The organism is Streptomyces radiopugnans (genome assembly GCF_900110735.1).
GTDB classification, from domain to species: Bacteria; Actinomycetota; Actinomycetes; order Streptomycetales; family Streptomycetaceae; genus Streptomyces; species Streptomyces radiopugnans.
Genome location: NZ_FOET01000003.1, coordinates 21,299 through 43,351, shown reverse-complemented (window position 1 = coordinate 43,351; position 22,053 = coordinate 21,299). Strand labels below are relative to the sequence as shown.

14 protein-coding genes are annotated in these 22,053 nt (G+C 75.0%); 5 read left to right on the top strand and 9 right to left on the bottom strand.

Annotated features, from left to right (window positions below):
• Nucleotides 1-20: 20 nt before the first annotated feature.
• Both BMY40_RS27980 and BMY40_RS07630 read left to right on the top strand, forming a co-directional pair.
• The gene (locus BMY40_RS27980; protein ID WP_177213918.1) at nt 21-461 is read left to right on the top strand and encodes a hypothetical protein; all 441 of its coding nucleotides are present in this window, start codon (nt 21-23) and stop codon (nt 459-461) included.
• A gap of 5 nt (nt 462-466) precedes the next feature.
• Complete coding sequence (locus tag BMY40_RS07630; RefSeq protein ID WP_177213917.1) at nt 467-2,716, top strand: caspase family protein; 2,250 nt, start codon at nt 467-469, stop codon at nt 2,714-2,716.
• A 45-nt stretch (nt 2,717-2,761) separates the two neighbouring features.
• On the opposite strand, the gene BMY40_RS07625 is transcribed toward BMY40_RS07630, so the two are convergent.
• The 6 genes from BMY40_RS07625 to BMY40_RS28485 all read right to left on the bottom strand — a co-directional run bounded on the left by BMY40_RS07625 (nt 2,762) and on the right by BMY40_RS28485 (nt 12,652).
• The gene (locus BMY40_RS07625) at nt 2,762-4,165 is read right to left on the bottom strand and encodes a glutamine synthetase family protein (RefSeq protein WP_245769936.1); all 1,404 of its coding nucleotides are present in this window, start codon (nt 4,163-4,165) and stop codon (nt 2,762-2,764) included.
• Nucleotides 4,162-6,048 (bottom strand): IucA/IucC family protein, encoded by a 1,887-nt coding sequence (locus BMY40_RS07620; protein WP_093656910.1) that lies wholly within the window; start codon nt 6,046-6,048, stop codon nt 4,162-4,164. The genes BMY40_RS07625 and BMY40_RS07620 overlap by 4 nt, the downstream gene beginning before the upstream one ends.
• A complete protein-coding gene (locus tag BMY40_RS07615) occupies nt 6,045-7,478 on the bottom strand; it encodes a lysine N(6)-hydroxylase/L-ornithine N(5)-oxygenase family protein (RefSeq protein WP_093656908.1) in 1,434 nt (477 codons plus the stop codon). The genes BMY40_RS07620 and BMY40_RS07615 overlap by 4 nt, the downstream gene beginning before the upstream one ends.
• Nucleotides 7,475-9,373, bottom strand: coding sequence for an IucA/IucC family protein (locus tag BMY40_RS07610; protein WP_093656906.1), 1,899 nt, complete (start codon nt 9,371-9,373; stop codon nt 7,475-7,477). The genes BMY40_RS07615 and BMY40_RS07610 overlap by 4 nt, the downstream gene beginning before the upstream one ends.
• Nucleotides 9,370-10,989, bottom strand: a complete 1,620-nt coding sequence (locus BMY40_RS07605) for a pyridoxal phosphate-dependent decarboxylase family protein (protein ID WP_093657740.1) — start codon at nt 10,987-10,989, stop codon at nt 9,370-9,372. Before BMY40_RS07605 ends, BMY40_RS07610 begins: the two co-directional genes overlap by 4 nt.
• Before the next feature lie 379 nt (nt 10,990-11,368).
• Nucleotides 11,369-12,652: a type III PLP-dependent enzyme domain-containing protein gene (locus BMY40_RS28485; protein ID WP_245769934.1), complete on the bottom strand. Its 1,284-nt coding sequence runs from the start codon at nt 12,650-12,652 to the stop codon at nt 11,369-11,371.
• A gap of 622 nt (nt 12,653-13,274) precedes the next feature.
• Between BMY40_RS28485 and gdhA the strand changes: the two genes are divergently transcribed.
• Together gdhA and BMY40_RS07585 are read left to right on the top strand one after the other, a co-directional pair.
• Entirely contained in the window at nt 13,275-14,600 is a 1,326-nt protein-coding gene (gene gdhA, locus BMY40_RS07590; protein WP_093656902.1) for an NADP-specific glutamate dehydrogenase, read from the top strand.
• 219 nt (nt 14,601-14,819) lie between these two features.
• A complete protein-coding gene (locus BMY40_RS07585; protein ID WP_177213939.1) occupies nt 14,820-16,850 on the top strand; it encodes a TerD family protein in 2,031 nt (676 codons plus the stop codon).
• 128 nt (nt 16,851-16,978) lie between these two features.
• Here BMY40_RS07585 and BMY40_RS07580 read toward each other — a convergent pair whose 3' ends face one another.
• Nucleotides 16,979-17,731 carry a sulfite exporter TauE/SafE family protein gene (locus BMY40_RS07580; protein WP_093656898.1) on the bottom strand — a complete coding sequence of 251 codons (753 nt, stop codon included), beginning with the start codon at nt 17,729-17,731 and terminating at the stop codon, nt 16,979-16,981.
• Nucleotides 17,728-18,231: an FBP domain-containing protein gene (locus tag BMY40_RS07575; protein ID WP_093656896.1), complete on the bottom strand. Its 504-nt coding sequence runs from the start codon at nt 18,229-18,231 to the stop codon at nt 17,728-17,730. Before BMY40_RS07575 ends, BMY40_RS07580 begins: the two co-directional genes overlap by 4 nt.
• 311 nt (nt 18,232-18,542) lie before the next feature.
• Between BMY40_RS07575 and BMY40_RS07570 the strand changes: the two genes are divergently transcribed.
• Nucleotides 18,543-19,922, top strand: a complete 1,380-nt coding sequence (locus BMY40_RS07570; protein WP_093656894.1) for a hypothetical protein — start codon at nt 18,543-18,545, stop codon at nt 19,920-19,922.
• A 33-nt stretch (nt 19,923-19,955) separates the two neighbouring features.
• Here BMY40_RS07570 and BMY40_RS07565 read toward each other — a convergent pair whose 3' ends face one another.
• Nucleotides 19,956-22,049: a SpoIIE family protein phosphatase gene (locus BMY40_RS07565; RefSeq protein ID WP_245769975.1), complete on the bottom strand. Its 2,094-nt coding sequence runs from the start codon at nt 22,047-22,049 to the stop codon at nt 19,956-19,958.
• Nucleotides 22,050-22,053: the final 4 nt, after the last annotated feature.

The following is a 22,053-nucleotide window of genomic DNA, read 5'->3' as shown; positions in this document are numbered from 1 at the left end:
CGAACGGGGAGGGAACGGTTATGAGCAATCGGGTGCTGCTGCGGCTGCGCGGAGCGGACGGCGAGGACGCGGACCGCCTGGAGCTGGCGACCTCGGCGTTACGCGAGGAACTGCTGGAGCTGGACGTCGAACGGGTCGATGCGGTGAGCGCGGGGCCGGCCCCGGACGGGACCCGGGCGGTGGACGTGGCGGAGATCGGCGGTCTGCTGGTGACCCTCGCACAGGCGCCCGTCGCCCTGCACGAGCTGGTGACGACGGTCCGGCACTGGCTGACCAGGGGCGCGGACTCCGGAGCCGCCGACCGTACCGCCGAGCTGACGATCGACGGCGACACCCTGAAGGTCACCGGCGTCTCGGCCGAGACCCAGGACCGGATCGTCGACGCGTGGCTCCGGGCCCATGCCCCCGCTTCCCCCGCTCCATCCGCTCCGTCCGCTCCCTCCGAGCCGGAGAGGAGCTGACCGCGGTGGCGGGACGACACGCTCTGATCGTGGCCAACGACGTCTACGAGCACGAGGGGCTGAGCCGCCTGGCGGCCCCGGCCCACGACGCCCGGGCCCTGGAGTCCGTGCTGGCCGATCCGCAGATCGGCCGGTTCCAGGTCACGGTGGTCCGCAACCAGCCCGCCCACGTCGTCCGGCGGGAGATCGCGAACTTCTTCGCCGACCGCAGGCCGGACGACTTCCTGCTGCTCCACTTCTCCTGCCACGGACTGAAGGGCGCGTCCGGCGCGCTGTACTTCGCCGGCGCGGACACCGTGCCGACCCGGCTGTCCGCGACGGCGGTCTCCGCCCGCTTCGTCGACCAGGAGATGACCGAGAGCCGCGCCCGGCGGATCGCCCTGTTCCTCGACTGCTGCTACGGAGGGGCCTTCTCCCGGGGCGTACGGGCCCGTGCGGCGGACGCGATCGACGGGGAGAGCGCCTTCCCGGCGGCGGCGTCCGGGGCCGACGGCGCGGGCGACGGCCGGGGCCGGATGGTCATCACGGCCTCCGGCGCCACGGAGTACGCCTTCGAGGACGACCGGCTGGCCCGGACGGACCGGCACGGGCCGTCGGTCTTCACCGGCGCGCTCGTCCACGGGCTGCGCACCGGCGAGGCGGACACCGGCGGGGACGGCCTGGTCGACCTGGACGAGCTGTACGACTACGTCTACGCGCGGGTGCGCGCCACCACCAGGCACCAGACCCCGCAGAAGTGGGTGGACGCCTCCGGCAAGCTGGTCGTCGGCTGGGTTCCGCTGTCCGCCCGGCTCAAGGGCGCGCCCCTTCCCGCCGACCTGGTCGCCCGTACGGACGGGCAGGCCCCCGCCGACCGGCTGGCGGGGGTGCGGGAGTTGCGGCGGATCCTGCTCGACGACGACGTCGAGCGGGCGGTCGGTGCCATGGACCTGCTGCACCGGCTGACCGGGGACGACAGCAAGGAGGTGTCCGCGGCCGCGACCGCCGCTCTGCAGGAGGCGCAGCTCAAGGCCGTCCCCGACCGTGTCGAGCTGGGAGCGGCGGCGGAGGGCGGATTCGGAGTCGGAGCCGGAGCCGGAGGCGGGGGCGGAGGGCCGGCGGGGGCCGCCGGGCCGCCGGCCACGCACACGGTACGGCTGGTGGGCTCGCCCCTGGCACGCGTCTTCCAGGCCACCACCACGGCGGGCTGGATCACCGTGGAGCACAGCGGCCCCTTCGATCCGTCGGGCGGATGGGTCAGGATCGGCGTCGACCCCGGGGCGCTCGCCGAGCACTCCGGGCCGCTGCGCGGCTCGGTCAACATCGTCAACCGGCTGGGCGAGTTCGAGATACCCGTCACCGCGCCGGCACGGGGATCGCTGTGGTCCCGGTCGGCCGACACCACCGTCCCCCGGCTCCCCCGGCCCGGCTGGCTCCTGGACAGGAGGGTGCCCCCGGCCCTCGCCGCCGTGGCCGTCGTGGCCGGTGTGTTCTCCGAGGCGTCGGCCGTGATGGAGACGAACCTCGTCGGCGCGGTGTTCTTCCTGCTGCGCTCGGCGCTGCTCCTGACCGGGGCCCTTCTGCTGGACCGGCCGGGGACGAAGGGCGCGGTGGGCCGGGGCCTGGTCGCCGGGAGCGGCGTCTACTACCTGGCCTTCGGCCTGGCCCTGCTGGCCACCCACGCCGATGTGTACGCGCTGCTGGGGCTGGCGGCCACCGTGCTGCTCCTGGCCGGACTGGGGCTGCGGCTGTGGCCGCACCGGGCGGCCCTGAGGGGGATGACGCCGACGGCGGCCGCCGCGAACCGGCTGACCTACATCACCGGGGCGGCGCTGGCGGGTCTGTTCTTCATGCTGTTCGTGGCGCTGCCGGAGACGGACGTGACCGCGGTGGACGCCAGTGGGCTGCCCGCGGCCCTCTGCGCCGTCCTCCCGATGGGGGCGCTGTGCGTCGCCGCGACGTCGGCCGGTCTGCGCGGAGCGCGGGCGCGTCTCTCCACGGTCGTGGCCATCGCCTCCTACTACGGCCCCGAGTTGTACTTCCTTCTGGGCTCCCTGTTCGCGAAGGACCATGTCTACGTGGGCAACGCCCTGGTATCCCCGTACCCGTCCCCCGGGTACATCCTCGTCCAGGCCGGGCTCGTCACGGCGCTCGCCCTGCCCGCGGCCCTTCCGCTGTGGCGCGGCTGGACGCCGCCGCCGAATGCGCCGCTGCCGCCGAACGCCCCGCCGCCCCCGAACGCCCCGCCGCCGGCGGCTCCACCGCGTCCCTGGTGAGTTCCTGGCATCCCGGCGGCGCGGCACACGGTCCCGCAGACGGGCTCAAAGGCGCTCGAAGCCGCGTACGCGCTCCCAGTCGGTGACCGCGCGTTCGAAGGCGGACAGTTCGGCGCGGGCGGCCCGCGCGTAGTGGGCGACGGTCTCCTTGCCGAAGAGTTCGGCCGCGATGCCGCTGCCCTCCCAGCGGTGCAGGGCCTCGGTGAGGGTGGCGGGCAGGCGGGGGACGGCCGGGTCGGCAAGGGCGTTGGCGGTGTGCTCCGGCGGCAGGGGGAGGCGGTTGTCGATGCCGTACAGCCCGGCGGCGACGGCGGCGGCGACGGCCAGGTACGGGTTGGCGTCGCCGCCGGGGACGCGGTGCTCGATGCGCAGGGACGGCCCCGAGCCCACCACCCGTATCGGGCAGGTGCGGTTGTCGCGGCCCCAGGCGATGCCCGTCGGTGCGAACGCGCCGGGCTGGAGGCGCTTGTAGGAGTTGACGTTGGGCGCCATCAGCAGGGCCAGGTCGGGCAGGCAGGCGAGCTGCCCGGCGATGAAGTGCCGCATCAGCTCCGACATGCCGTCGCCGGCGGACGGGTCGGCCAGGACGGGCGTGCCGTCGGTGCCGCGCAGGGAGAGGTGGACGTGGCACGAGTTGCCCTCGCCCTCGTCGAACTTCGGCATGAACGTCAGCGAGGCGCCCTCGGCGGCGGCGATCCGCTTGGCGCCGTCCTTGAACAGGACGTGGTTGTCGCAGGTGGCCATCGCCTCGTCGTAGCGGAAGACGATCTCGTACTGGCCCGGGTGGCACTCCCCGCGCGCGGTCTCCATCCGCAGCCCGGCGCGCGTCATCGCGCGGCGGATGCGGCGGGCGACCGGCTCGACCTCCTCCAGGCCCTGGAGGGAGTAGTCGGTGTTGTAGCGGGCGGCGGGGCGCAGGCCGGTGTAGCGGCGCTCCCAGGCCTCGCGGTAGGAGGCGGTGAACAGGAGGAACTCCAGCTCGGTTCCGGCGTACGCGGTCAGGCCGCGGGCGGCCAGCCGGTCGAGCTGGGTGCGCAGGACGTGGCGGGGGGCGACGGCGACCGGCTCGGGTCCGTGTTCGGGGCCGTGGCCGGGTCCGTGTCCGCCGCCGGGGCCGACGGGCCACACCGCGTCGGCCAGGACGAGGGCGGTGCCCTCGTCCCAGGGCAGGACGGTGCGCAGGGTGGCCGGGTCGGGGCGCAGGACGAAGTCGCCGAAGCCGCTGTCCCAGGCGTCGATGGCGTAGCCGGGGCCGGTGTCCATCTCCACGTCGGTGGCGAGCAGGTAGACGCAGGCGCCGAAGCCGCCGCGGGCGGCCTCCTCCAGGAAGTAGGGCACGGACAGCCGACTGCCCATCAGCCGCCCCTGGAGGTCGGGCACGGCGACGACCACCTCCTCGACGCGCCCCGCCTCGGCCTCGGCGCGCAGCCGCTCGTACGGGTCGGTCACCTGGACTCCTCGGTGGAAGCGGCGGGTTCGGCGGGCACGGTGGTTCCGGCGGGCTCGGCGGACCCGGAGAGGGGGGCCGCGCCGGCCAGGGGGTTGGGGACGGTGCCGTGGACGACGTCGAAGCCCTCGTCGCGTTCGGCTCGGTCGTGGAAGCCGCCGCCCAGCAACTGCTCGCGGTTGAGGGCGACCCGGTCGAAGGAGGGCGCGAGCAGGCCGAACTCCTCGAACTGGTCGGCGAGTTCGGGATGGCGGTCGTGGTAGCGGCCGACCTCGGCGCGCACCAGGGACCAGAAGTCCGCCTCGGGGACGCCCAGATGCTCCTCCACCAGGGGCGCGAGGAAGCGGAAGTGGCCCGCGAAGACGGCGCTCAGCAGCGAGTGCGCCAGCTCGCGCGCCGGCCAGCGCAGCAGCACGGCGTCGGCGCGCGGCGGCAGTCCGGCGTACTCGGGGCGGCGGCCGGGGAGCAGGTTGACGTCCTCGGCGAAGTCCTTGAGCGCGATGCCGACGGGCACCTCGCGGGCGTCGTGGACGACCACGGTGTTCTCGCCGTGCGGGCAGAAGGCGATGCCGTGGCGGTACAGGCAGTGCAGCAGCCCGGGCAGCAGGGCGGCCAGGAAGCGGGCCAGCCAGGTGCGCGGGGCCAGGCCGGAACGTTCCACCAGTTCGGCGACCAGCGCCTTCCCGTCCGAGCCGGTCTTGAGCAGGGCGGCCATCGTGCGGGCCTTCTCGCCGTCGCGCAGCAGGGCGGTCACCGGCTCGCGCCACACCGCGCCCAGCAGCTCGTGGTAGCGGTAGGGGGCGTCGGCCACCGACTCGTACAGCGGGTGGCGCACGGCGACGGAGGCCACCTCGCCCAGGGGGTGGAAGCGCAGTTCGTCGCGGAGGTAGGGGTCGGTGTCGCGTATCGCGTGCAGCCAGGCGCTGATGTCGGGCGCGGCCCGCGTCGGTTCGGTGGACAGCCCGCGCCACACCAGGGTGTTGCGGATGAGCAGCGGCACCTTGACGTTGCGGCGGCCGGGGTGGTCGAGGTTGGCGAGGGTGCGGATCGACTGGAGGGGCCGGTAGCGGTCCGGGCCCTCGCCGAGGGGGACGATCCGGCCGTCGGCGAGGTAGGGGGCGAAGAGGGTGGCAACGGCCTCGTCCCAGTGGAAGGGGTGGACCGGCAGCCAGACGAAGTCGCCCGGGGCGTAAGGGCCTTGAGCGCAGGCGTCGGCGAGGGCCGCGGTGAAACGTTCGCGCACGGCCGCGTCCAGCTCCTCGGACAGCAGCGCCTGAGCGTTCAGGCCCGGTATGCCCGCGTACGAGGCCAGGGTGGTGTGGACGGCCGCCCAGCGCAGCCGCACCTCGCCGGCCGCCTCGGGGGCGTAGGCGGCGGCGTCGGAGGCGGAGAAGCCCAGGCGGCCCTTGTTGAGCAGCATGCAGGGGTGGCCGTCCTGGTGGGACTCCAGCTCCAGGTGGTCCAGGTCGGCCAGGGCGGCGGCGGGCAGGTCGCGGGCGATGACCTCGGCCTCGGCGCGGCGGGTCGCGGTCAGCTCGCGCAGCGCCTCGGCGGTGGTGGGGCCGTCCCAGCCCAGCACCGCGCGGGCGTCGAGCAGCAGCCGCTCGGGGCCGGACTCCTCCCCCTCCGCGCCGCCGCCGGGCGCGGGGTGGCGGCGCAGGGTGCCGGGGACCAGGCGCCAGGAGCCGAAGGAGCCGCGGGCGGCGCGGAACGACCAGGACACCCCGCCGCCCAGGTCCAGCCGGTACGCGCCGGGGGAGCCGGCGGGCCCGGCGGCGGGGTCGGGCTCGGGGACGAGCAGCTCCTCGTAGGCGAACTCCTCGACGGCCTTGACCAGCAGTCTGCGCCCCGCCTCCCGCCAGGCGTCGCGGGGGACGGCGCTCATCGGGCCGCCTCCCCGGTGCGCGCCCCGGGCTCTTGGGCTCCGGGCCCCCCGGGTTCGGGCCCGGTCTCGGGCTCGGGTGCGCCGAAGGTCGTCCATGCCGCCCGGTCGGGCACGGGCAGCACGGTGCGCCCGGCGGCGGAGTTGAGGATCACCGCCGCCCGCCACGCGCCGAGGGTCAGGTCGGGCGCGCCCACGCCGTGGGTGTGCATCTCGGCGTTCTGCACGTACAGCGCGCCGGTGACGCTCGCGTCGAGCGCGACGCGGTAGTCGCCGCCGACGCGGTAGCGGCCGCGCGCGTCCCAGTCGACGAGCTTCTCCAGCGGGTCCAGGCAGGCCGGTCGTACGGCCGCGTAGCCGGTGGCCGCGACGACCGCCGAGGTGCGCACCTCGAACTCCGTGCCCTGCCGGGTGTGGCGGCAGCCCAGCACGTAGCCCCGCCCTCCGGAGTCCTCCACGGGGCGCACGGCGGTGATCTCCACGCCCGGGTGGAGGCCGGCGCGTGGCCGGCCGCCGCCGATGGTCCGCTCGTACAGCTCGTCGTGGATCTCGCCGAGGGTGTGCTCGCTGACGCCCTTGTAGAGCTGCCACTGCTCGCGCACCAGCCGGTCGCGGACGGCCTCCGGCAGGGTGCGGAAGTAGCGCACGTAGTCCGGGGTGAAGTGCTCCAGGCCGATCTTGGAGTACTCCATGGGCGCGAACGCCGGGGTGCGCGCCAGCCAGCGCACGTACGGGCCGCCGCGCCCCTCGCCGTCCTGGCGCCGCAGCAGGTCGAGCACGACCTCCGCGCCGGACTGCCCCGCCCCGACCACCGTCACGTCGTCGGCCGCGGCGAGGGCGGCGCGGTGGGTGCGGTAGTCGGCGCTGTGCAGTACGCGCCCGGCGTGCGCGGGCGTGAGCAGGGGGCGCAGCGGCTCGGGCACGACCGGGGTGGTGCCGACGCCGAGGACGACCCGCCGGGCCAGTACGCGCTCCTCCCGGTCGCCGCCCGAACCGCCCGGCGCGCGGTGGACGACGGCGAACGCCTCGGCCGACGCGTCCCACTCCACCGCCGTCACCTCCGAGCCGAAGCGGCACGAGGGCAGGCGCTCGGCGACCCAGCGGCAGTAGTGGTCGTACTCGCGGCGCGGGATGTGGAAGCGCTCGGAGAAGAAGAACGGGAAAAGCCGTCCGTGCTCGCGCAGGTAGTTCAGGTACGACCAGCGGCTGGTGGGGTCGGCCATCGTCACCAGGTCGGCCATGAAGGGCACCTGCAGGACGGTGCCCTCCAGCAGCAGACCGGGGTGCCAGGAGAAGGCGGGCCGGCGGTCCAGGAAGAGGGCGTCCAGCCCCGGCACGCCGTCGCAGAGCGCGGCCAGGGAGAGGTTGAACGGGCCGATGCCGACGCCGACGAGGTCGTACACGCCGTGCGGCGGGGTGGAGTGGTCGGTCACCGCTGTGCCTCCGCGAGGGGGTTGGGAAGGTCGATGTAGACGGACTGGGTGTGGACGTCGCCGACCAGCTCGTCGAGCCCGTCCACGCAGGTCAGGAAGTTGGCCTTGCAGCGCAGCGACGGGGCGTCCAGCAGCAGGTCCAGCAGGCCCTTGGCGCCGGGCTCGGCGGCGCGCAGCCGCTCCAGCGCACCGCGCAGCACGCGCAGCAGGCGCTCCTCGCGGGCCAGGCCGAACGAGCCGAACGCGCCCACCAGGCCCAGCAGGTTGCTCACGCCCAGGTAGTAGGCGACGCGCTCGTCGACGAAGGAGTCCTCGAAGACCAGCTCCACCCCCTCGTACAGGCCCGGCAGCAGCCGCTCCAGCGAGGCGGCGCGGGAGGCGGCGACGTAGTAGCCCTGGCTGTCGCGGTACCGGCCCGCCACCGGCAGCCCGTCGGCGCCCAGCGCCACCAGGGTGTTCTGGTGGTGCGGCTCCAGCGCGATCCCGTGGTGGGCCTGGAGGCGGATCAGGGGGACGGCCAGCACGTCGAGGTAGCGCAGCAGCCAGCGCTCGGACGCCTCGGCGGCGGAGATCCCGTGGGCGCGGGCGGTGCGCTCCACGGCCTCGCACAGCGCGGCGCGGTACGGCGGCGGGGAGCCGTCGCCGGGGCCGGTGCGCTCGGCGAGCAGGCCGGCCACGCACAGCGCCTCGCCGGTCCCGTTCCCGCTCCGGCTCCGGCTCCCGCCCCGGAGGCTCCTGCCCCGGAAGGGGTTGTCGCGTATCGCCGTCTCCAGACCCGTCTCCGGTCCCGCTTCCGGGGCGCCCTCGCCGCGGCCCACCGAAACCCAGGCGAAGTCGCGCAGGATGCCGAACTCCGGGTGCTCGGCGCGCAGCCACCCGCCCGGCCCGGGGCGGGCCGGCGATCCGGCGGCCAGCAGCCTTGCGGCCCGCACCCCCAGCCGCAGTTCGCCGCGGAGGTTGTTGCGGCGGGAGTTGGTGATCCGCATGCCGAGCGACAGCTTCAGCATCGCCTCCGCGTCCGGCCGGTGCACCGTCCGCAGCGAGGAGGTGGGGTACCAGGCGGGGCCGGCCGGACCCAGCGGACGCAGCAGCCCGGCGGCCAGCAGCGCGGCGGTCTCCGGGCGGCGTGCGGCCTCGCGCGCCTGCCAGGGGTGGGCGGGCACCGGCACCATGCCGCCGGGCACCTCCACGCCCGCCGCCAGGGACCGCAGCAGCTCGGCGACGGGACGGCCGTCCGCGCTCTCGCCGACCACCGCGTCCGGGTGCGCGGCGAACCAGTGCAGCGGGAAGGAGCCGCGCAACTCCGGCGAGTACGCCTCCAGTTCGGCGTCCGACGCCTCCCCGCGGCTCTTGGGCGCGGGGTGGAGGGGGTGGCCCAGCAGCAGCGCCTGCTCGGCGTCCAGGAAGGGGGTCGGGCCCGCCGTGCCCGGGGCCTCCGCGCGGCGCCGGGCCAGATGGACGGCGGTGCGGCGGGCCGAGTCCAGCACCCGGGCCACCGCGTCGTCGCCGTCGAGCAGGGAGCGGCCGCGCCGCAGCGCGTGCTCCCGGACCAGCCCCGCCGCCGCCAGCGAGATGCCCGCCGGGAGGCTGCCGCCCCGCTCCGAGGTGACGACGCGCACCTCGCCGAAGCGGTGCCAGCCGGTCGCGGACCGGTAGCGCACCGGAACGCGCAGCGTCATCCTGCTCAGCGGCAGCACCAGGTGCAGCGACTGCCCGGCGGCCGGCACCTCGGTGCCGGTCTCGCGGACGTACGCGCGCAGCAGCCGCTCGGCCGCGGCGGTGCCGGCGGCGCGCTGCGGGTCGGGGTGGTCGAGCGGGTCGTTGCCGTCGTACGGGCCGCCGTTCGGGCCGCCGCCGCGCACCGGCGGGTTTCCGTCCCGGGGGGTCGGGTTCACAGGGGCTCCTCCTCGGCTCGGCTCCCGGCTCGTTCACCGGTGCGCTCCCCGGCTCCTTCCCCGGCCCGCTTCCCGGCGAGACCCGCCTCGGCCCGCTCCTCGGCGAGGCCCGCCTCGGCCCGCTCCTCGGCGAGGCCCGCCTCGGCGACCGCGTGCAGCAGCCGCTCGACGTCGGCGGGTGTCGCGTGCGGGTTGAGCAGGGTGAGTTTCAGCCGCACCCGGCCCGGCCCCTCGCCCGGCAGCTCGGTGCGGCCGACGACCGCGCGGCCCTCGCGCAGCAGCCTGCGCCGCAGAGCGGCGTTGATCCGGTCCGCCCGCGCCGGGTCGGCGCTGTGATCGGCGCGGCGATCGGCGCGGCCCTCTTCACGCGGTACGTAGCGGAACAGGAACGCCGTGAGCACCGGGTCGGCGTGCAGCTCCAGCCGGGGGTGGGCGCGCACCGCCGCCGCCCCGGCCAGCGCGAGGTCGTGGCAGGCGTCCACCAGCCGGCCCAGGCCCTCGCGGCCCAGCGTGCGCAGGGTGACGGCGATGGAGAAGCCGTCCGCGCGGCGGGTGGTGCGCAGCGACAGGCCGAGCAGGCTGGGGTAGCCGGCCTCCTCGTCGTCGCGCGGGTTGAGGTAGACCGCGCGGCGGGCGAGCGAGGCGTACGTCTCCGCGCGCCGGACGAGGAACACGCCCGCCGCGACCGGCTGCCAGCCCAGCTTGTGCCAGTCCAGGGAGACGGAGTCGGCCAGTTCGACGCCGTCCAGCAGCGGGGCCAGGCGGTCCGACAGCAGCGCGCCGCCGCCGTAGGCCGCGTCCACGTGGAACCAGGCGCCGTACTCGGCGGCCAGGCGCGCGCACTCGGGCAGCGGATCGACCGTGCCGGTGTCGGTGGTCCCGGCGGTGGCGACGACGGCGACGGGCAGCTCGCCGGCGTCCGCGCACCGCTTCAGGGCGCCGGCCAGCGCGCCGGGGTCCATGCGCTGGGCGTGGTCGATGCCGACGGGCACCACCGCGTCCTCGCCCAGACCCAGCAGGGCGGCGGCGCGCTGGACGGAGAAGTGCGCGGCGGCGGAGGTGAACACGCGGGGGCGCGGGCCGGTGCGCGGTACGCCCTCCAGCTCGACCTGCCGCCCCGATGCGCGCCCCAGCACCCGGTCGCGGGCCAGCATCAGGCCCATCAGATTGGACTCGGTGCCGCCGGAGGTCAGCACCCCGGCGGCCTCCCCGCCGTAGCCCACCAGCTCCGCCAGTTCCGCCAGCAGCAGCGTCTCCAGGGTGGTGGCGGCCGGCGCCTGGTCCCAGGAGTCCTGCGAGGGGTTGAGGGCGGAGACGGCCAGGTCGGCTGCGACGGCGACGGCCAGCGGCGGGCAGTGCAGATGGGCCGCGCACAGCGGGTCGGCCGGATCGGCGCTGCCGTACGCCAGCAGCGAGGCCAGCCGGGGCAGGGCCTCCGTGCCGCGGGCCGCCGCGTACTCCCGGGCGACGCGCGCGGCCAGCTCGCCGGGTTCGAGCGCCGGTACGGGGCCGCCGCGCCGCGCCGCGCCCTCCTCCAGCGCCGCGAGCGCGGCGCGCAGCAGCGGCTCCAGGGCGCCGGGACCGTCCGCGGAACCGGACAGGGCGGCACCGGGCAGCGGGGCGGCCACGGACGGGGCGGCGCCGGGCCGTGTCCCCGCACCGGGCCCGGCGGCCGTCAGCAGCCCGTCGACGAGTGCGCTCAGCGTCTCGGAGCGCCCGCTGCCGTCCCGAGCAGCCGGAACGTCCGCTTCCGTGGCCCGGACGCGCCCTGTCACGCCGCCCGCCCGGGGCGGCGGCGGTACACGCGGGCACGGACGCGGACGCAGGCGCGGGCCGAGGGCTCCCGCGCGCACCGGTGCCGTGGGACGGCGTCCGCGGTGGCGGTCGGCGCGGGGGGTGTGGTGGGCACGGTCATCGCGTTGTCGCTCCGTTGCTCCGTCAGGAGGAATGCGGTGGCGGTACGGCCCGGCGGCCGTCTCCGGGGGCGGTCGGTGGTCACAGCAGGTGGCGTTCCGCGACGGGGTGGCCGAGGAAGCCGTGCATCGCGAACTCCCAGCCGTAGGAGCCCGCGTAGGGGAAAACGACCAGATCCCCCGCTCGGACTCGGTCCACCCGGACATCGCGCAGCAGGGTGTCCTCGGGGGTGCACAGTTCGCCGACGACGGTGACGCGCGTACCGGCCGCCTCCGGGCGCGGCAGGCCGTCGGGCCAGCGGTCGACGGGCAGGACGGCGATGTTGTGGACCAGGTCCCAGGAGGTGGGGAGCTGGAAGTGGTTGATGCCGCCGCGCAGCACGGCGAAGGCGGTGCCGTAGCTGTGCTTGACGTCGGTGACCTCGGCCGCGTACCAGCCGCAGTCGGCCACCAGGAAGCGGCCCGGCTCCAGGACCACCCGCACGCCCGGCGGCGGCTCGCTCCGCGCGACCAGCTCGCCGAAGCGGGAGACGTCGAAGGGCCGCTCGCCCGCGAGTTCCTCGAAGGCCACGCCTATGCCGCCGCCGACGTCGACCATGCGCAGGTCCACGCCGTGCTCCCGGGCGATCGCCGTGCTCCACTCCACGCACCGGCGCAGGTGGGCGGCCTGGGCGGCGGCGTCGAGGTTGTTGGAGGCGGCGTGGATGTGGAAGCCGGTGACGTCCAGGCCCGGCAGCCGCAGCGCCTGCTCCAGAACCCCGGGCACATCGGGCTCGGGCACCCCGAACTGCGACGCCTGCCCGCCCATGCGCAGCGAACCGGAGGCCTGCGCCGAGACGGGCCCGGCGGCGGGGTTGACGCGCAGCGCCACACGGGCGGTGGTGCCCTCGGCGACGGCGATGCGGCTGATGCGGTGGAGCTCCAGCAGGCTCTCGGCGTTGATCGCCTCGATCCCGGCGCGCACCAGGGCGGTCAGCACGGGCACCGACTTGGCCGGCCCGGCGGCGACGACGGGTACGGGGGAGGAACCGCCGGAAGGGGAGCCGTCCCGCTCCCGGAGGGCGGCCAGGGCCAGCTCCAGCTCGGTGCGCGAGGCGACCTCGAAGCCGTCCACGTACGGGGCCAGCGCCCGTACGACGCCGGGGAAGGAGTTGGCCTTCACCGCGTAGTGGACGGCCGCCCACTCCGGCAGCGCCGCGCGCAGCTCGCGGGCGCGCGCGGCGGCGGCCCGACCGTCGTAGAGGTAGGCGGAGACGGGCGCCTCGCCCCGCGCCAGCTCCAGCAGCCGTCGGCGGACCGGCTCGGGCAGGACGTCGGCGGGATAGGCGGAGCGCGGGGCGGCGGATGGCGGGAGAACGATGGACAAGGGCTCTACCTCGCTGGGTGCGGCACGGGCGGGGAGGCGGTGCGGTCGTCCGGTGCGCGGCGTCAGCCGCCGTCGGAAGCGCTCACGTCCCCTCCCTCCGGGTGCGTCGCCCGGCCGCCTGAACGGCCGTCAAATTAGGTGAGCCTAACCTAATGACTTCTCTCTCTTCCTCCAAGAGCGCCACGCGGCGCACGGGCGCTCGTACCCCGCTTCCCGCGCGGGCGCTCGCGCACGCGCACGCGCGCCGAAGACGTCACATCCCTTACCAGTGAGGGCGCTTGTAGTCCTGGACGACGGGTGCCGGCCGCCGGGCCGGGGCGGGTCCGTCCGTCACTTCGTGTGCGCAACCCGCCGCGGGACGCCTTCCCCCGCGGGCGGCGGGCCCGGCCGCGGCGGTGCTCGCGCGGCCGTACCGCCCCGGCTTCCGGCCCCCGGGCCGGACACCCGGCGCACCCCGGGAGGAATTCGCGGCCGAGGCGTGTCACGCTTGAAGTCCGCCACGTCGACGACGACGCCGAGCACCCGATCTCCATGGGGGTGCTCGGCGTCATGCGTTTCACGGGTTCCGCAGGGGTCAGCGGAACAGGCGGGACAACAGGAGCCGCACCTTCTAGGAGAACGCGTGATCGAGAAGATCTACGACCGGATACTGCACCGCAATCCCGGCGAGAAGGAGTTCCACCAGGCCGTGTGGGAGGTCCTGGAATCCCTCGAACCGGTCTTCGCCCGGCGTCCCGAACTGCTGGACGAGTCTCTCATCGAGCGCCTGTGCGAGCCTGAGCGTCAGATCATCTTCCGTGTCCCGTGGAGCGACGACTCCGGGAAGACCCACGTCAACCGCGGTTTCCGGGTGGAGTTCAACAGCGCCCTCGGCCCGTACAAGGGCGGCCTGCGCTTCCACCCGTCCGTCAACCTGGGGATCATCAAGTTCCTGGGCTTCGAGCAGACCTTCAAGAACGCCCTGACCGGCATGCCGATCGGCGGCGGCAAGGGCGGCAGCGACTTCGACCCCAAGGGGAGGTCGGACGCGGAGGTCATGCGCTTCTGCCAGTCCTTCATGACCGAGCTCTACCGTCACCTGGGCGAGTACACCGACATCCCGGCGGGTGACATCGGGGTCGGCGAGCGCGAGATCGGCTACCTCTTCGGCCAGTACCGCCGCATCACCAACCGCTGGGAGGCCGGCGTCCTGACCGGCAAGGGCGTCCTGTGGGGCGGCTCCCAGGCCCGCTCGGAGGCCACCGGCTACGGCCTGGTCGTCTTCACCGCCGAGATGCTCAAGACGCGCGGCGAGAGCCTGGAGGGCAAGCGGGTGGTGGTCTCCGGCTCCGGCAACGTGGCCATCCACGCCATGGAGAAGGCGCGGCAGCTCGGCGCCGTGCCGATCGCCTGCTCCGACTCCGGCGGCTACGTGGTGGAGGAGAAGGGCATCGACCTGGAACTCCTCAAGGAGGTCAAGCTGGCCGAGCGCGGACGGCTGTCGGCGTACGCCGAGCGCAGCGGGGCGCGCTTCGTGCCCGACGGCCGGGTCTGGGAGGTGCCGTGCGAGGTGGCCCTGCCCTCCGCCACCCAGAACGAGCTGGACCGGGACGACGCGGCGACGCTGGTCCGCAACGGCGTGCTCGCGGTCGGTGAGGGCGCGAACATGCCGACCACGCCGGAGGGCGTGCGCGTGCTGCGCGAGGCCGGCGTCCTGTTCGGCCCGGGCAAGGCGGCCAACGCCGGCGGCGTGGCCACCAGCGCGCTGGAGATGCAGCAGAACGCCTCGCGCGACTCCTGGACCTTCGAGCACACCGAGGCCCGGCTGACCGAGATCATGCGGCACATCCACGACCTGTGCCACACCACCGCCGAGCGCTACGGCCGCCCCGGCGACTACGTGGCCGGCGCCAACATCGCCGGCTTCGAGCTGGTGGAGCGGGGCATGGTGGCGCAGGGCCTGATCTGAGTCGTATGACGGGCGGGTGACCAGACGGCCCGGGGCGGGAACCGAGTCCTGTCCCGTGCCGTCGTCCGCACCACTTGCCCGGTTCCCCGGCGGAACGCGGCTTTCCGGATTAGGGTTCACCCTGCGCACAAGGGGAGTGTGCGCCACGTCACGGAACAGCGAGCGGTCGGTCGCCGGTGCCCCGGCGCGGCCGTGTACTTGGGGGGGCACATGCACAAGATGGTCAAGGGCGCCAACGTCGGCCTGGCGGCTCTGAGTGAGAACACGGGCTCCGTGGTGCTGAGCCTGAACTGGAGCAGCGCTACGGGGGACGGGGACGCGGATGTCTCAGTCCTGCTTCTGGGCGCCGACGGCAAGGTGCGCAGCGATGCGGACTTCTTCTTCTACAACAACCCGGTCGCCGCCGACGGCAGCGTGCAACTACTGGGGAAGACTCCGACGGCGAATGGCAGCGAGGACCGCATCAGTCTCGATCTGGCCGCGATGCCATCGGACGTCGAGCGCATCGTCGTCGGGGCGAGCCGCTACGGCGGTGCCCGGTTCGGTGCTCTCGAAGGCCTTGGGGTGGTGCTCGCCGACAGCACCGGCGAGGCCCTGCTCGAGTTCTCGGTCGATGATGCCGGTGCGGAAAGCGCCTTCATCTTCGGTGAGCTCTACCGGCGAGGAGAGGACTGGAAGTTCCGGGCGGTCGGTCAGGGCTATGAGACCGGCCTGGCGGGTCTGGCAACCGATTTCGGAATCGACGTCGAGGACGACGCGGCTGAGGACGACGCAGCCGGGGAGGAAGCGGCGGAGCCCGAACCGGGACAGCGGACGGACACCGCTGGGGGCGTGGAGCCTCCCACCGGGCCGCTGCCAGGCGTCCCCAGACAGGCGACTCGCCGGGAGCCGGCGCCGGTGGCGGACGGGGCCCCGGCACGACGCCCCCGCACGGCCCGGAAGAAGGTCACACTGCCCAGGGTCGCCAAGAAGTCCCTGGCCGAGAACGAATCCTGGAGGCCCGCCCGCCTCTTCCCCGTCTCCTCGCTGAAGAGCGACAGGGAGCGTGAGACGCGGGCGACTTCGATCCTGCTGTCAGTGATGGCCCAGGTACCGGAATTCGGCCGCAGCATCACCGCCGCCTTCGGTGCCCCGGCAGGCCGGATGGAGACGTTCACCGAGGTCTCGCTGCCGCACGGGGACTCCCCGAAGCGGCCGGACGGCGTGATCAGGGTCGAGCGCGCGGGCAGGCTCTGGACGGCCCTGGTGGAGACCAAGACCAATGGCAACCCGCTCAGAGCCGAACAGGTCCAGGACTACATGGACATCGCCGCACGGCGCGGCTACGAGGCCGTGATCACGTTGTCCAACGACGTGGCCCTGGAGGGCAGCCCTCTGGTCGACGTCAGGATCGACCGCCGGCGCAAGCACAAGGTCGCCCTGCGACACCTGTCCTGGGCCGAGGTGGCGCACCAGGCCCAGATGCTGATCCGCCACGAAGGCGTCGGCAACGCCGCCCACGCCTGGCTTCTCCAAGAACTCCTGCACTACCTCCAGCACGAGAACTCCGGCTGCCACGGCTTCCAGAACATGGGTCCGGCCTGGGTGCCGGTACGCAATGCCATCGACACCGAGACCCTCTGCCAGGGCGACCAGCGCGCCCTGGAGGTCATCGAAAGCTGGGAGCGGCTAGTCCGCCAGGTCTGCCTGCGGCTCGGCGGCGAACTCGGCCAGAAGGTCCTGCCCGTCCAGCGTGCCCGGCGCGGCACCGAACCGCACTCCCGCCGTGCTGCTCTGGCAGACCGGTTCTGCGAGGACGGCCGTCTGCACGCGGAACTGCGCATCGAGGGGACGCCGGGGGTCCTCGCGATCACCGCCGACCTGCGCACCGGCAAGCTGCGTACATCCATCGAGATCCCCGCTCCCGAGCAGGGCTACCCCCTCAGCTGGGCTAAACGCCTGGTACGGCAGCTCGCCGGAGCCCCGGCGGACCTCCATGTGGAGACTCTGGTCGAAGGCCAGGGCGGAGGCCCACGCGGCACTCTGGAACGGCTCCGTCCGGAACCGGGCGACATGCTTCCGAGGGACGGTGCACGGATCACCGGCTTCCGGCTGTCCCTCTTCAAAGGCATGGGCGTCGCACGGGGCAACGCCGAGACGGGGTTCATCCGCAGCGTCGACGACGCCGTTCACCGGTTCCATTCCGGTGTCGTCACCCACCTTGAGGGCCGTCCGCCTCGTCGGCAGGGGACCGGAGTGTCTGCGGGCTGACCCTGGGGCCGTCCGGAGGCGCCGGGGCCGCCCCCGGCGCCCGCGTCGTTCCGGCCCGCCGCCGGTCCGATCCGCCGCCGGTCCGGGCGCCTCGCGCCCGGCGGGGCCCTCCGGCGGGCGGCGGGGCACTACAGCAGGGCGCCCAGGGCGGCGAGCAGGACGGAGACGGCGACGACCGCGCCGTTGACCGCCGCCAGGCGGGCCGGGGAGGTGCGGCGGGAGATGCGGGTGCCCGCCAGGAGCCCGGCGAGCTGCGGCGGCAGGCACACCGCCGCCAGCAGCAGCGCGTCCGCGACCTGCGCGTCGTCGCCGACGGCGAGGAACGTGGCGACCCGCACCACGGCCGACACCAGCAGGACGCGCGTCACCACGGCCCTGAGGTCGTGAGGCGTCAGGACGCGCTGGAGGTGGACGACGAGCGGCGGCCCGCCGACTCCGGTGAGGCCGCCGACGAACCCGGCCAGCAGACCGGCCGCCCCGTCACGGGCGTCCAGCGGCCGGGATTCGCGCACCGGGCCCCGCCGCCCGGCGTCCACCACCGAGAACAGTCCGGCGAGCACCGCCAGCACCAGGGCGGCGGCGGCCACGGCCTCGGGCACACGGGTCAGGGCCACCACCCCGGCGACCGTCCCCACCGCCATGAACACGCCTGTCAGCAGGCCCTCCCGGACCCGGCGGACGCTCCGGTCCGCGGCGGTGAGGGCCGCACCGGAGGTGGCGTCCAGGACCCCGGAGGCGGCGACGGCGGTCGGCTGGCCGAACAGCAGCGACGCCACCGGTACGAACAGGGTCGCGGGCCCGAAGCCGGTGAGGCCCTTGAGGCCGTGGGCGACCAGGGCCAGGAGGCCGACGGCCGCGAGCTGCTCCGGGCCGATGCTCACGCGTGGAGGCGGTCGAGGAAGGCGAGGAGGTTGGCCCTGGTGCGCTCCGCCTGCTCCTCCACCGTCAGCGACTCCTCCAGCCGTCCGCCGCCGTCGGGGAGCCTCCTGCCGCGCACGTACAGGGAGCAGGCGAGGTCGGCGCACATGTACAGCCCGACCGAGTCGCCCTCGCGCCCGGCCCGGCCTGCCTTGGGGGCGGCCATCAGGGCCACGCCGTCGGCCGGGTGCGTGGTCAGGCACAGCGAGCACATGCCGCCGCCGCCGCGGCGGGCGCGGCCCGGCTGCCGGGCGGGGGAGCGGAGCGCCACGCCCGTGAGCAGACCGCCGCGTTCGACGACGACGCAGCAGCGGTCGGGGGCCGCGGGGTCGCGCCAGCCGAGGAAGTCCAGGTCGTCCCAGGGCTGTTCGGTCAGATCGCGCGGCAGTGCCATGCGCTTCGCCTCGCCCTTGGAGCAGTTGACGAACGACGCGCGGATTTCCTTCTCGGTCACGGGTCTCATGGCGGGCAGCCAACCATTCGCGGGGAAGCTCGGGCAAAAGGTTAATACTCACGGGAACACCCGGTGCCGGCACGGCCGGACGCCGGGTGCGGGACGCCGCGTACCGGCGCTTCCCGACGGTGCCGCCCGGCGGGCCGCCGGACGGTTCTGCCCGGCGGTCCTGGCTGACGACGCGTCACGGAGGCTGCCGGAGGGGGCGGGCGGGACGGCGGGCGGTGCGCGTGTCTGAACGGCTAAAGGTCCGAAATGATCCAGAATGGTGGAAACTGCTCCATGTTGACCATAGTTGTCCCGTTGCCGAGGAGCGTGGCATGCATGTTCGCGAAGGGCTCCCCGACCAGCCCACCCGCGTCGGCCGCATCGACTGGCCCAAGGAAGGCGACAACGGTACGCACCTGCGCCTGAGGAGCGGGCACGTCGTCGTCTTCGACCGGCAGCCCTGGCGGATCCTGGAGATCGACGAGTACCGGGACCACCCCTGGCCGCTCTCCTACGAGCAGGCCTGGCGCGAGCACCTCGAACTGTGGCGGCACTCGGAGGACCTGCGCCGGATGAACGGGCGGCTGAACGCGCAGCCCCCCGAGCGGGCCGACTTCTACAAGAGGCCCGTGGTGCTGGTCCTGCGCAACGAGAACTTCCCGCGCTCCGCGCCCAAGCACTGGTGCGCGCCCATCAGCCACGGCTGGCAGGTCCTGCCGGAGCACTACGCGGTCTGCCGCACCTGCGGCGAACTGCCGCCCTGCAGCAACGGGGAGTACCGCGGGGAGATCGGTCCCCGCGCCGCCGCGCAGAAGGAGGGCGCGGGCCTGTGCGTACCGGCGGGCTGCTGCATCGGCTGCGCGGAACCCATCAAGCCCCGGATGCGGACGGTGCGCTTCCCCGGACCGAACCTCTGGTACCCCGACCTGGGCGAGGGCAGCGCGATCTTCCACGCCCGCACCGCCTGCGCCGACCAGGTCGAGTGCTACCGGCTGCAGTGGAAGGCCGAGCACGTCCCCACCGCGCCGCAGCCGACGGCGCCGCTGTGGTCCCCGGGCACCGCCGAGAACGTACTGCCGCCGCAGACCAGGTTCTCGCCGGACGCGTCCAGGTCCGCCGGGGGGTGGAACGTTCCGGCGGCGAACGGTGCGGGTGCGGCGGAGGCCGCCCCCGCGGCGGTGCCCGCGGCACCCGCGGCACCCGCGGCACCCGCGGCACCCGCGGCATCCGCGGCGCCTGCCGCTCCGGCCGCGCCCGCCGCTGTGGCGGCCCCGGGCACGGGTGCCGCCGAGGCCGCATCCCAGCCCGCGCCCGCGCCCGAGCGGCCGCAACCGCAACCGCAGCCGCCCGCCCAGTCCGCCCAGTCCGCGGAGCCCGCGCCCGCGCCCGCGCCGGAGCCCGTGCCCCTCGTCCCGGCGACCCCGGCCGCCCCCGCGGCACCGGCACCGCCGACCCCGTCGGCCCCGCCTGCCCCTCCGGCGGAGCCCGCGGCCGCCGACACCCCCGCCGTACCGCCCACCGCGCCGCCCGCCGAGGAGCTGGACGCGATGCGCCGGCTCACGGAGGACCTCAGCAGCTCCCTGTCCGCGTCCGCCGACCGCCCCGCCTTCCACGACGCCGAGCAGGCCGCCCGCGTGATCGAGGAACTCACCGCCGCGGTCCGCAACATCGCCCTGTGCCTGAACGGCACCAACCTCCGGGCCCGCCCCTGAGAGCGGGCGGCGGCGCCCGGCCGGGAGCGGTGCTCAGCCCAGGTAGCTGAGGGCGAGGACGGCCAGGTCGTCGCGGAGCCGCTCGCCCCACCAGGAGTGGGCGTCCTCCACCAGGGCCGCGACCACGCGGTCGGCGGGACGCCCGTCACCGGTCGGCAGCGGATGCCCGGCTAGCAGGGCGGCGAGGTCCTCGGGCTCGCGGCGGTCCTCCGCCCCGGCGCCCTCGGTGAAGCCGTCGGTGTAGAACACCAGGGTCTCGCCCGGAGACAGCTTCACCTCGGTCACCGGGTGGTGCAGCTCGTCCAGGACGCCCAGGAGCGGGCCGCGCACCTCCAGCAGCTCGGTCCCGCCGTCGGCGCGGCGCAGCAGCGGGGCCGGGTGCCCGGCGGAGGCGACCCGGACGCGGGCGGTGCCGGAGGTGCCCGAGGGAGCCGCCGGGTCGGAGGGAGGCTCCAGAACGGCGTAGACGAGGGTGCAGAAGGGGGTGTTCTGGCGGCGCAGCGCGTTGTTGACCAGGCCCAGGACGTGTTCGGGATCCGTGGTGTGCTGGGCCGCCGCCCACAGGGTGTGGCGCACCAGGCCGGTGATCGCGGCGGCGCCGGGACCCTTGCCGCAGACGTCGCCCAGCGCCAGGACGTACCGGCCGTCGGGGGCGGCGAAGGCGTCGTAGAAGTCACCGCCGATGTGCAGGCCGCTGCCGAAGGGGTGGTAGCGGGCGGCCAGGTCGAAACCGGGCAGCTCGGGCAGGCGGGGCGGGAGCAGCGGGTGCTCCAGGGCCTCGGTGGTGGCGCGCAGCCGCTGCAGCAGGCGGTCCCGCTGGATGCCGACGGCCACCTGGTCGGCGATGTTCTCCAGGATGGACAGTGTGGAACCGGGCAGGGCCAGGCGGGTGTTCAGGGTCAGCACGCCGATCAGTTCTCCGCCGGAGACCAGCGGATAGCCGGCGAAGGACCCCTGGGGCCGTCCGGTCCCGGGCGGGGGGCCGCCGGGGGGCGTGAGGTCCAGGTGGGGGCGCTGCCGGTCGGCTATCCGCCCCACCAGGGCTCCGTCCGCGTGCTCGGGGTGGAGGAGGCCGGCGGCGGTGGTGCGGTCGGCGTCGGCGCACGCGGCGGGCTCGGGTCTGCCGGACGGCGCCAGGGTCCACAGGCAGACGCGGTCGGCGCCCAGCCGGTCCACGGTGGCCCGCACACAGCGGTGCAGGCGTTCGGCCAGCGGCCCGGGGGCCGTCATGGCGGCGGCGACCTCCGCGCTGAGCAGGGCGTGGCCGGTGCGCTCGGCGAGCTTGCGCTGCGCGTGCAGCCGGTCGGTGACGTCCTCGGCGAGCACCAGGACGCGCTCGCGGCCCTCGGAGTCCGTCACCTTCTGGGGGGCTATGCGCATGGCCTGCGAGGTGCCGTCGGACCTGGTGCGTTCGAAGACCACGTCGGGGCCGGGGGAGGACTGCTCCCGGGCCGTGTCCAGGTGCTGCCGCAGCGCGGCGCGGGCGTCCGGCGGGAACAGGTCGGCCAGCGGGCGGCGGAGCGAGTCGTGGTCGTCCAGCTCCAGGACGGCCGAGGCCCGGCGGTTCCAGGCGAGCACCGCGCCGTCGTCGTCCAGCATGAGCGCGCCGATCGGGGCCTGGGTGAGGAACTCGCCCAGCAGGCGCTCGCCGAGCTGCCGGCTGATCACCGTGCCGGCGACGAGCTGACGCTGGGCGGTGGCCCGCATCGCGGTCTCGGCACGCCGCCGGGAGAGGGACTCCAGCAGTTCGCGGACCGTCCGCGGCAGCAGGTCGGCCCGGGCGTCCGGGACGCGGCGGACGAGATCGGCGGGGAAGAGTATCGGCAGCGTGGTGAGCCGGGAGTCGGTGGCGGAGGTGGCGACCACCACCGCCGCCAGGTCCGCCGGATGGGGGCGCAGCGCGTGGATCAGGCCGACCGGGGCCTGCACCCGGCGGCCCACCACCGCCACGGCGGGCCGGCGTTCGCCGGGCGTCCCCTCGGTGTGCTCCAGGACGCTCGTGGCCGTGACGTGGACCAGCTCGGCCTCCTCGCCGGACGCGGTCCCCTCGCCGAACGCGGCCTCGAAGTCCTCCGCGGTCTCGGGCAGGACGTCCACCAGCAGGATGCGGGTCCTCCCGCCGGACATCGTC

Excerpts from the sequence above, each read along its gene's own strand:
- BMY40_RS07620 (WP_093656910.1), bottom strand. The coding sequence starts at position 6,048 with ATGAGCGCCGTCCCCCGCGACGCCTGGCGGGAGGCGGGGCGCAGACTG.
- BMY40_RS27980 (WP_177213918.1), top strand. The coding sequence starts at position 21 with ATGAGCAATCGGGTGCTGCTGCGGCTGCGCGGAGCGGACGGCGAGGAC.
- BMY40_RS07570 (WP_093656894.1), top strand. The coding sequence starts at position 18,543 with ATGCATGTTCGCGAAGGGCTCCCCGACCAGCCCACCCGCGTCGGCCGC.
- BMY40_RS07575 (WP_093656896.1), bottom strand. The coding sequence starts at position 18,231 with ATGAGACCCGTGACCGAGAAGGAAATCCGCGCGTCGTTCGTCAACTGC.
- BMY40_RS07565 (WP_245769975.1), bottom strand. The coding sequence starts at position 22,049 with ATGTCCGGCGGGAGGACCCGCATCCTGCTGGTGGACGTCCTGCCCGAG.
- BMY40_RS07585 (WP_177213939.1), top strand. The coding sequence starts at position 14,820 with ATGGTCAAGGGCGCCAACGTCGGCCTGGCGGCTCTGAGTGAGAACACG.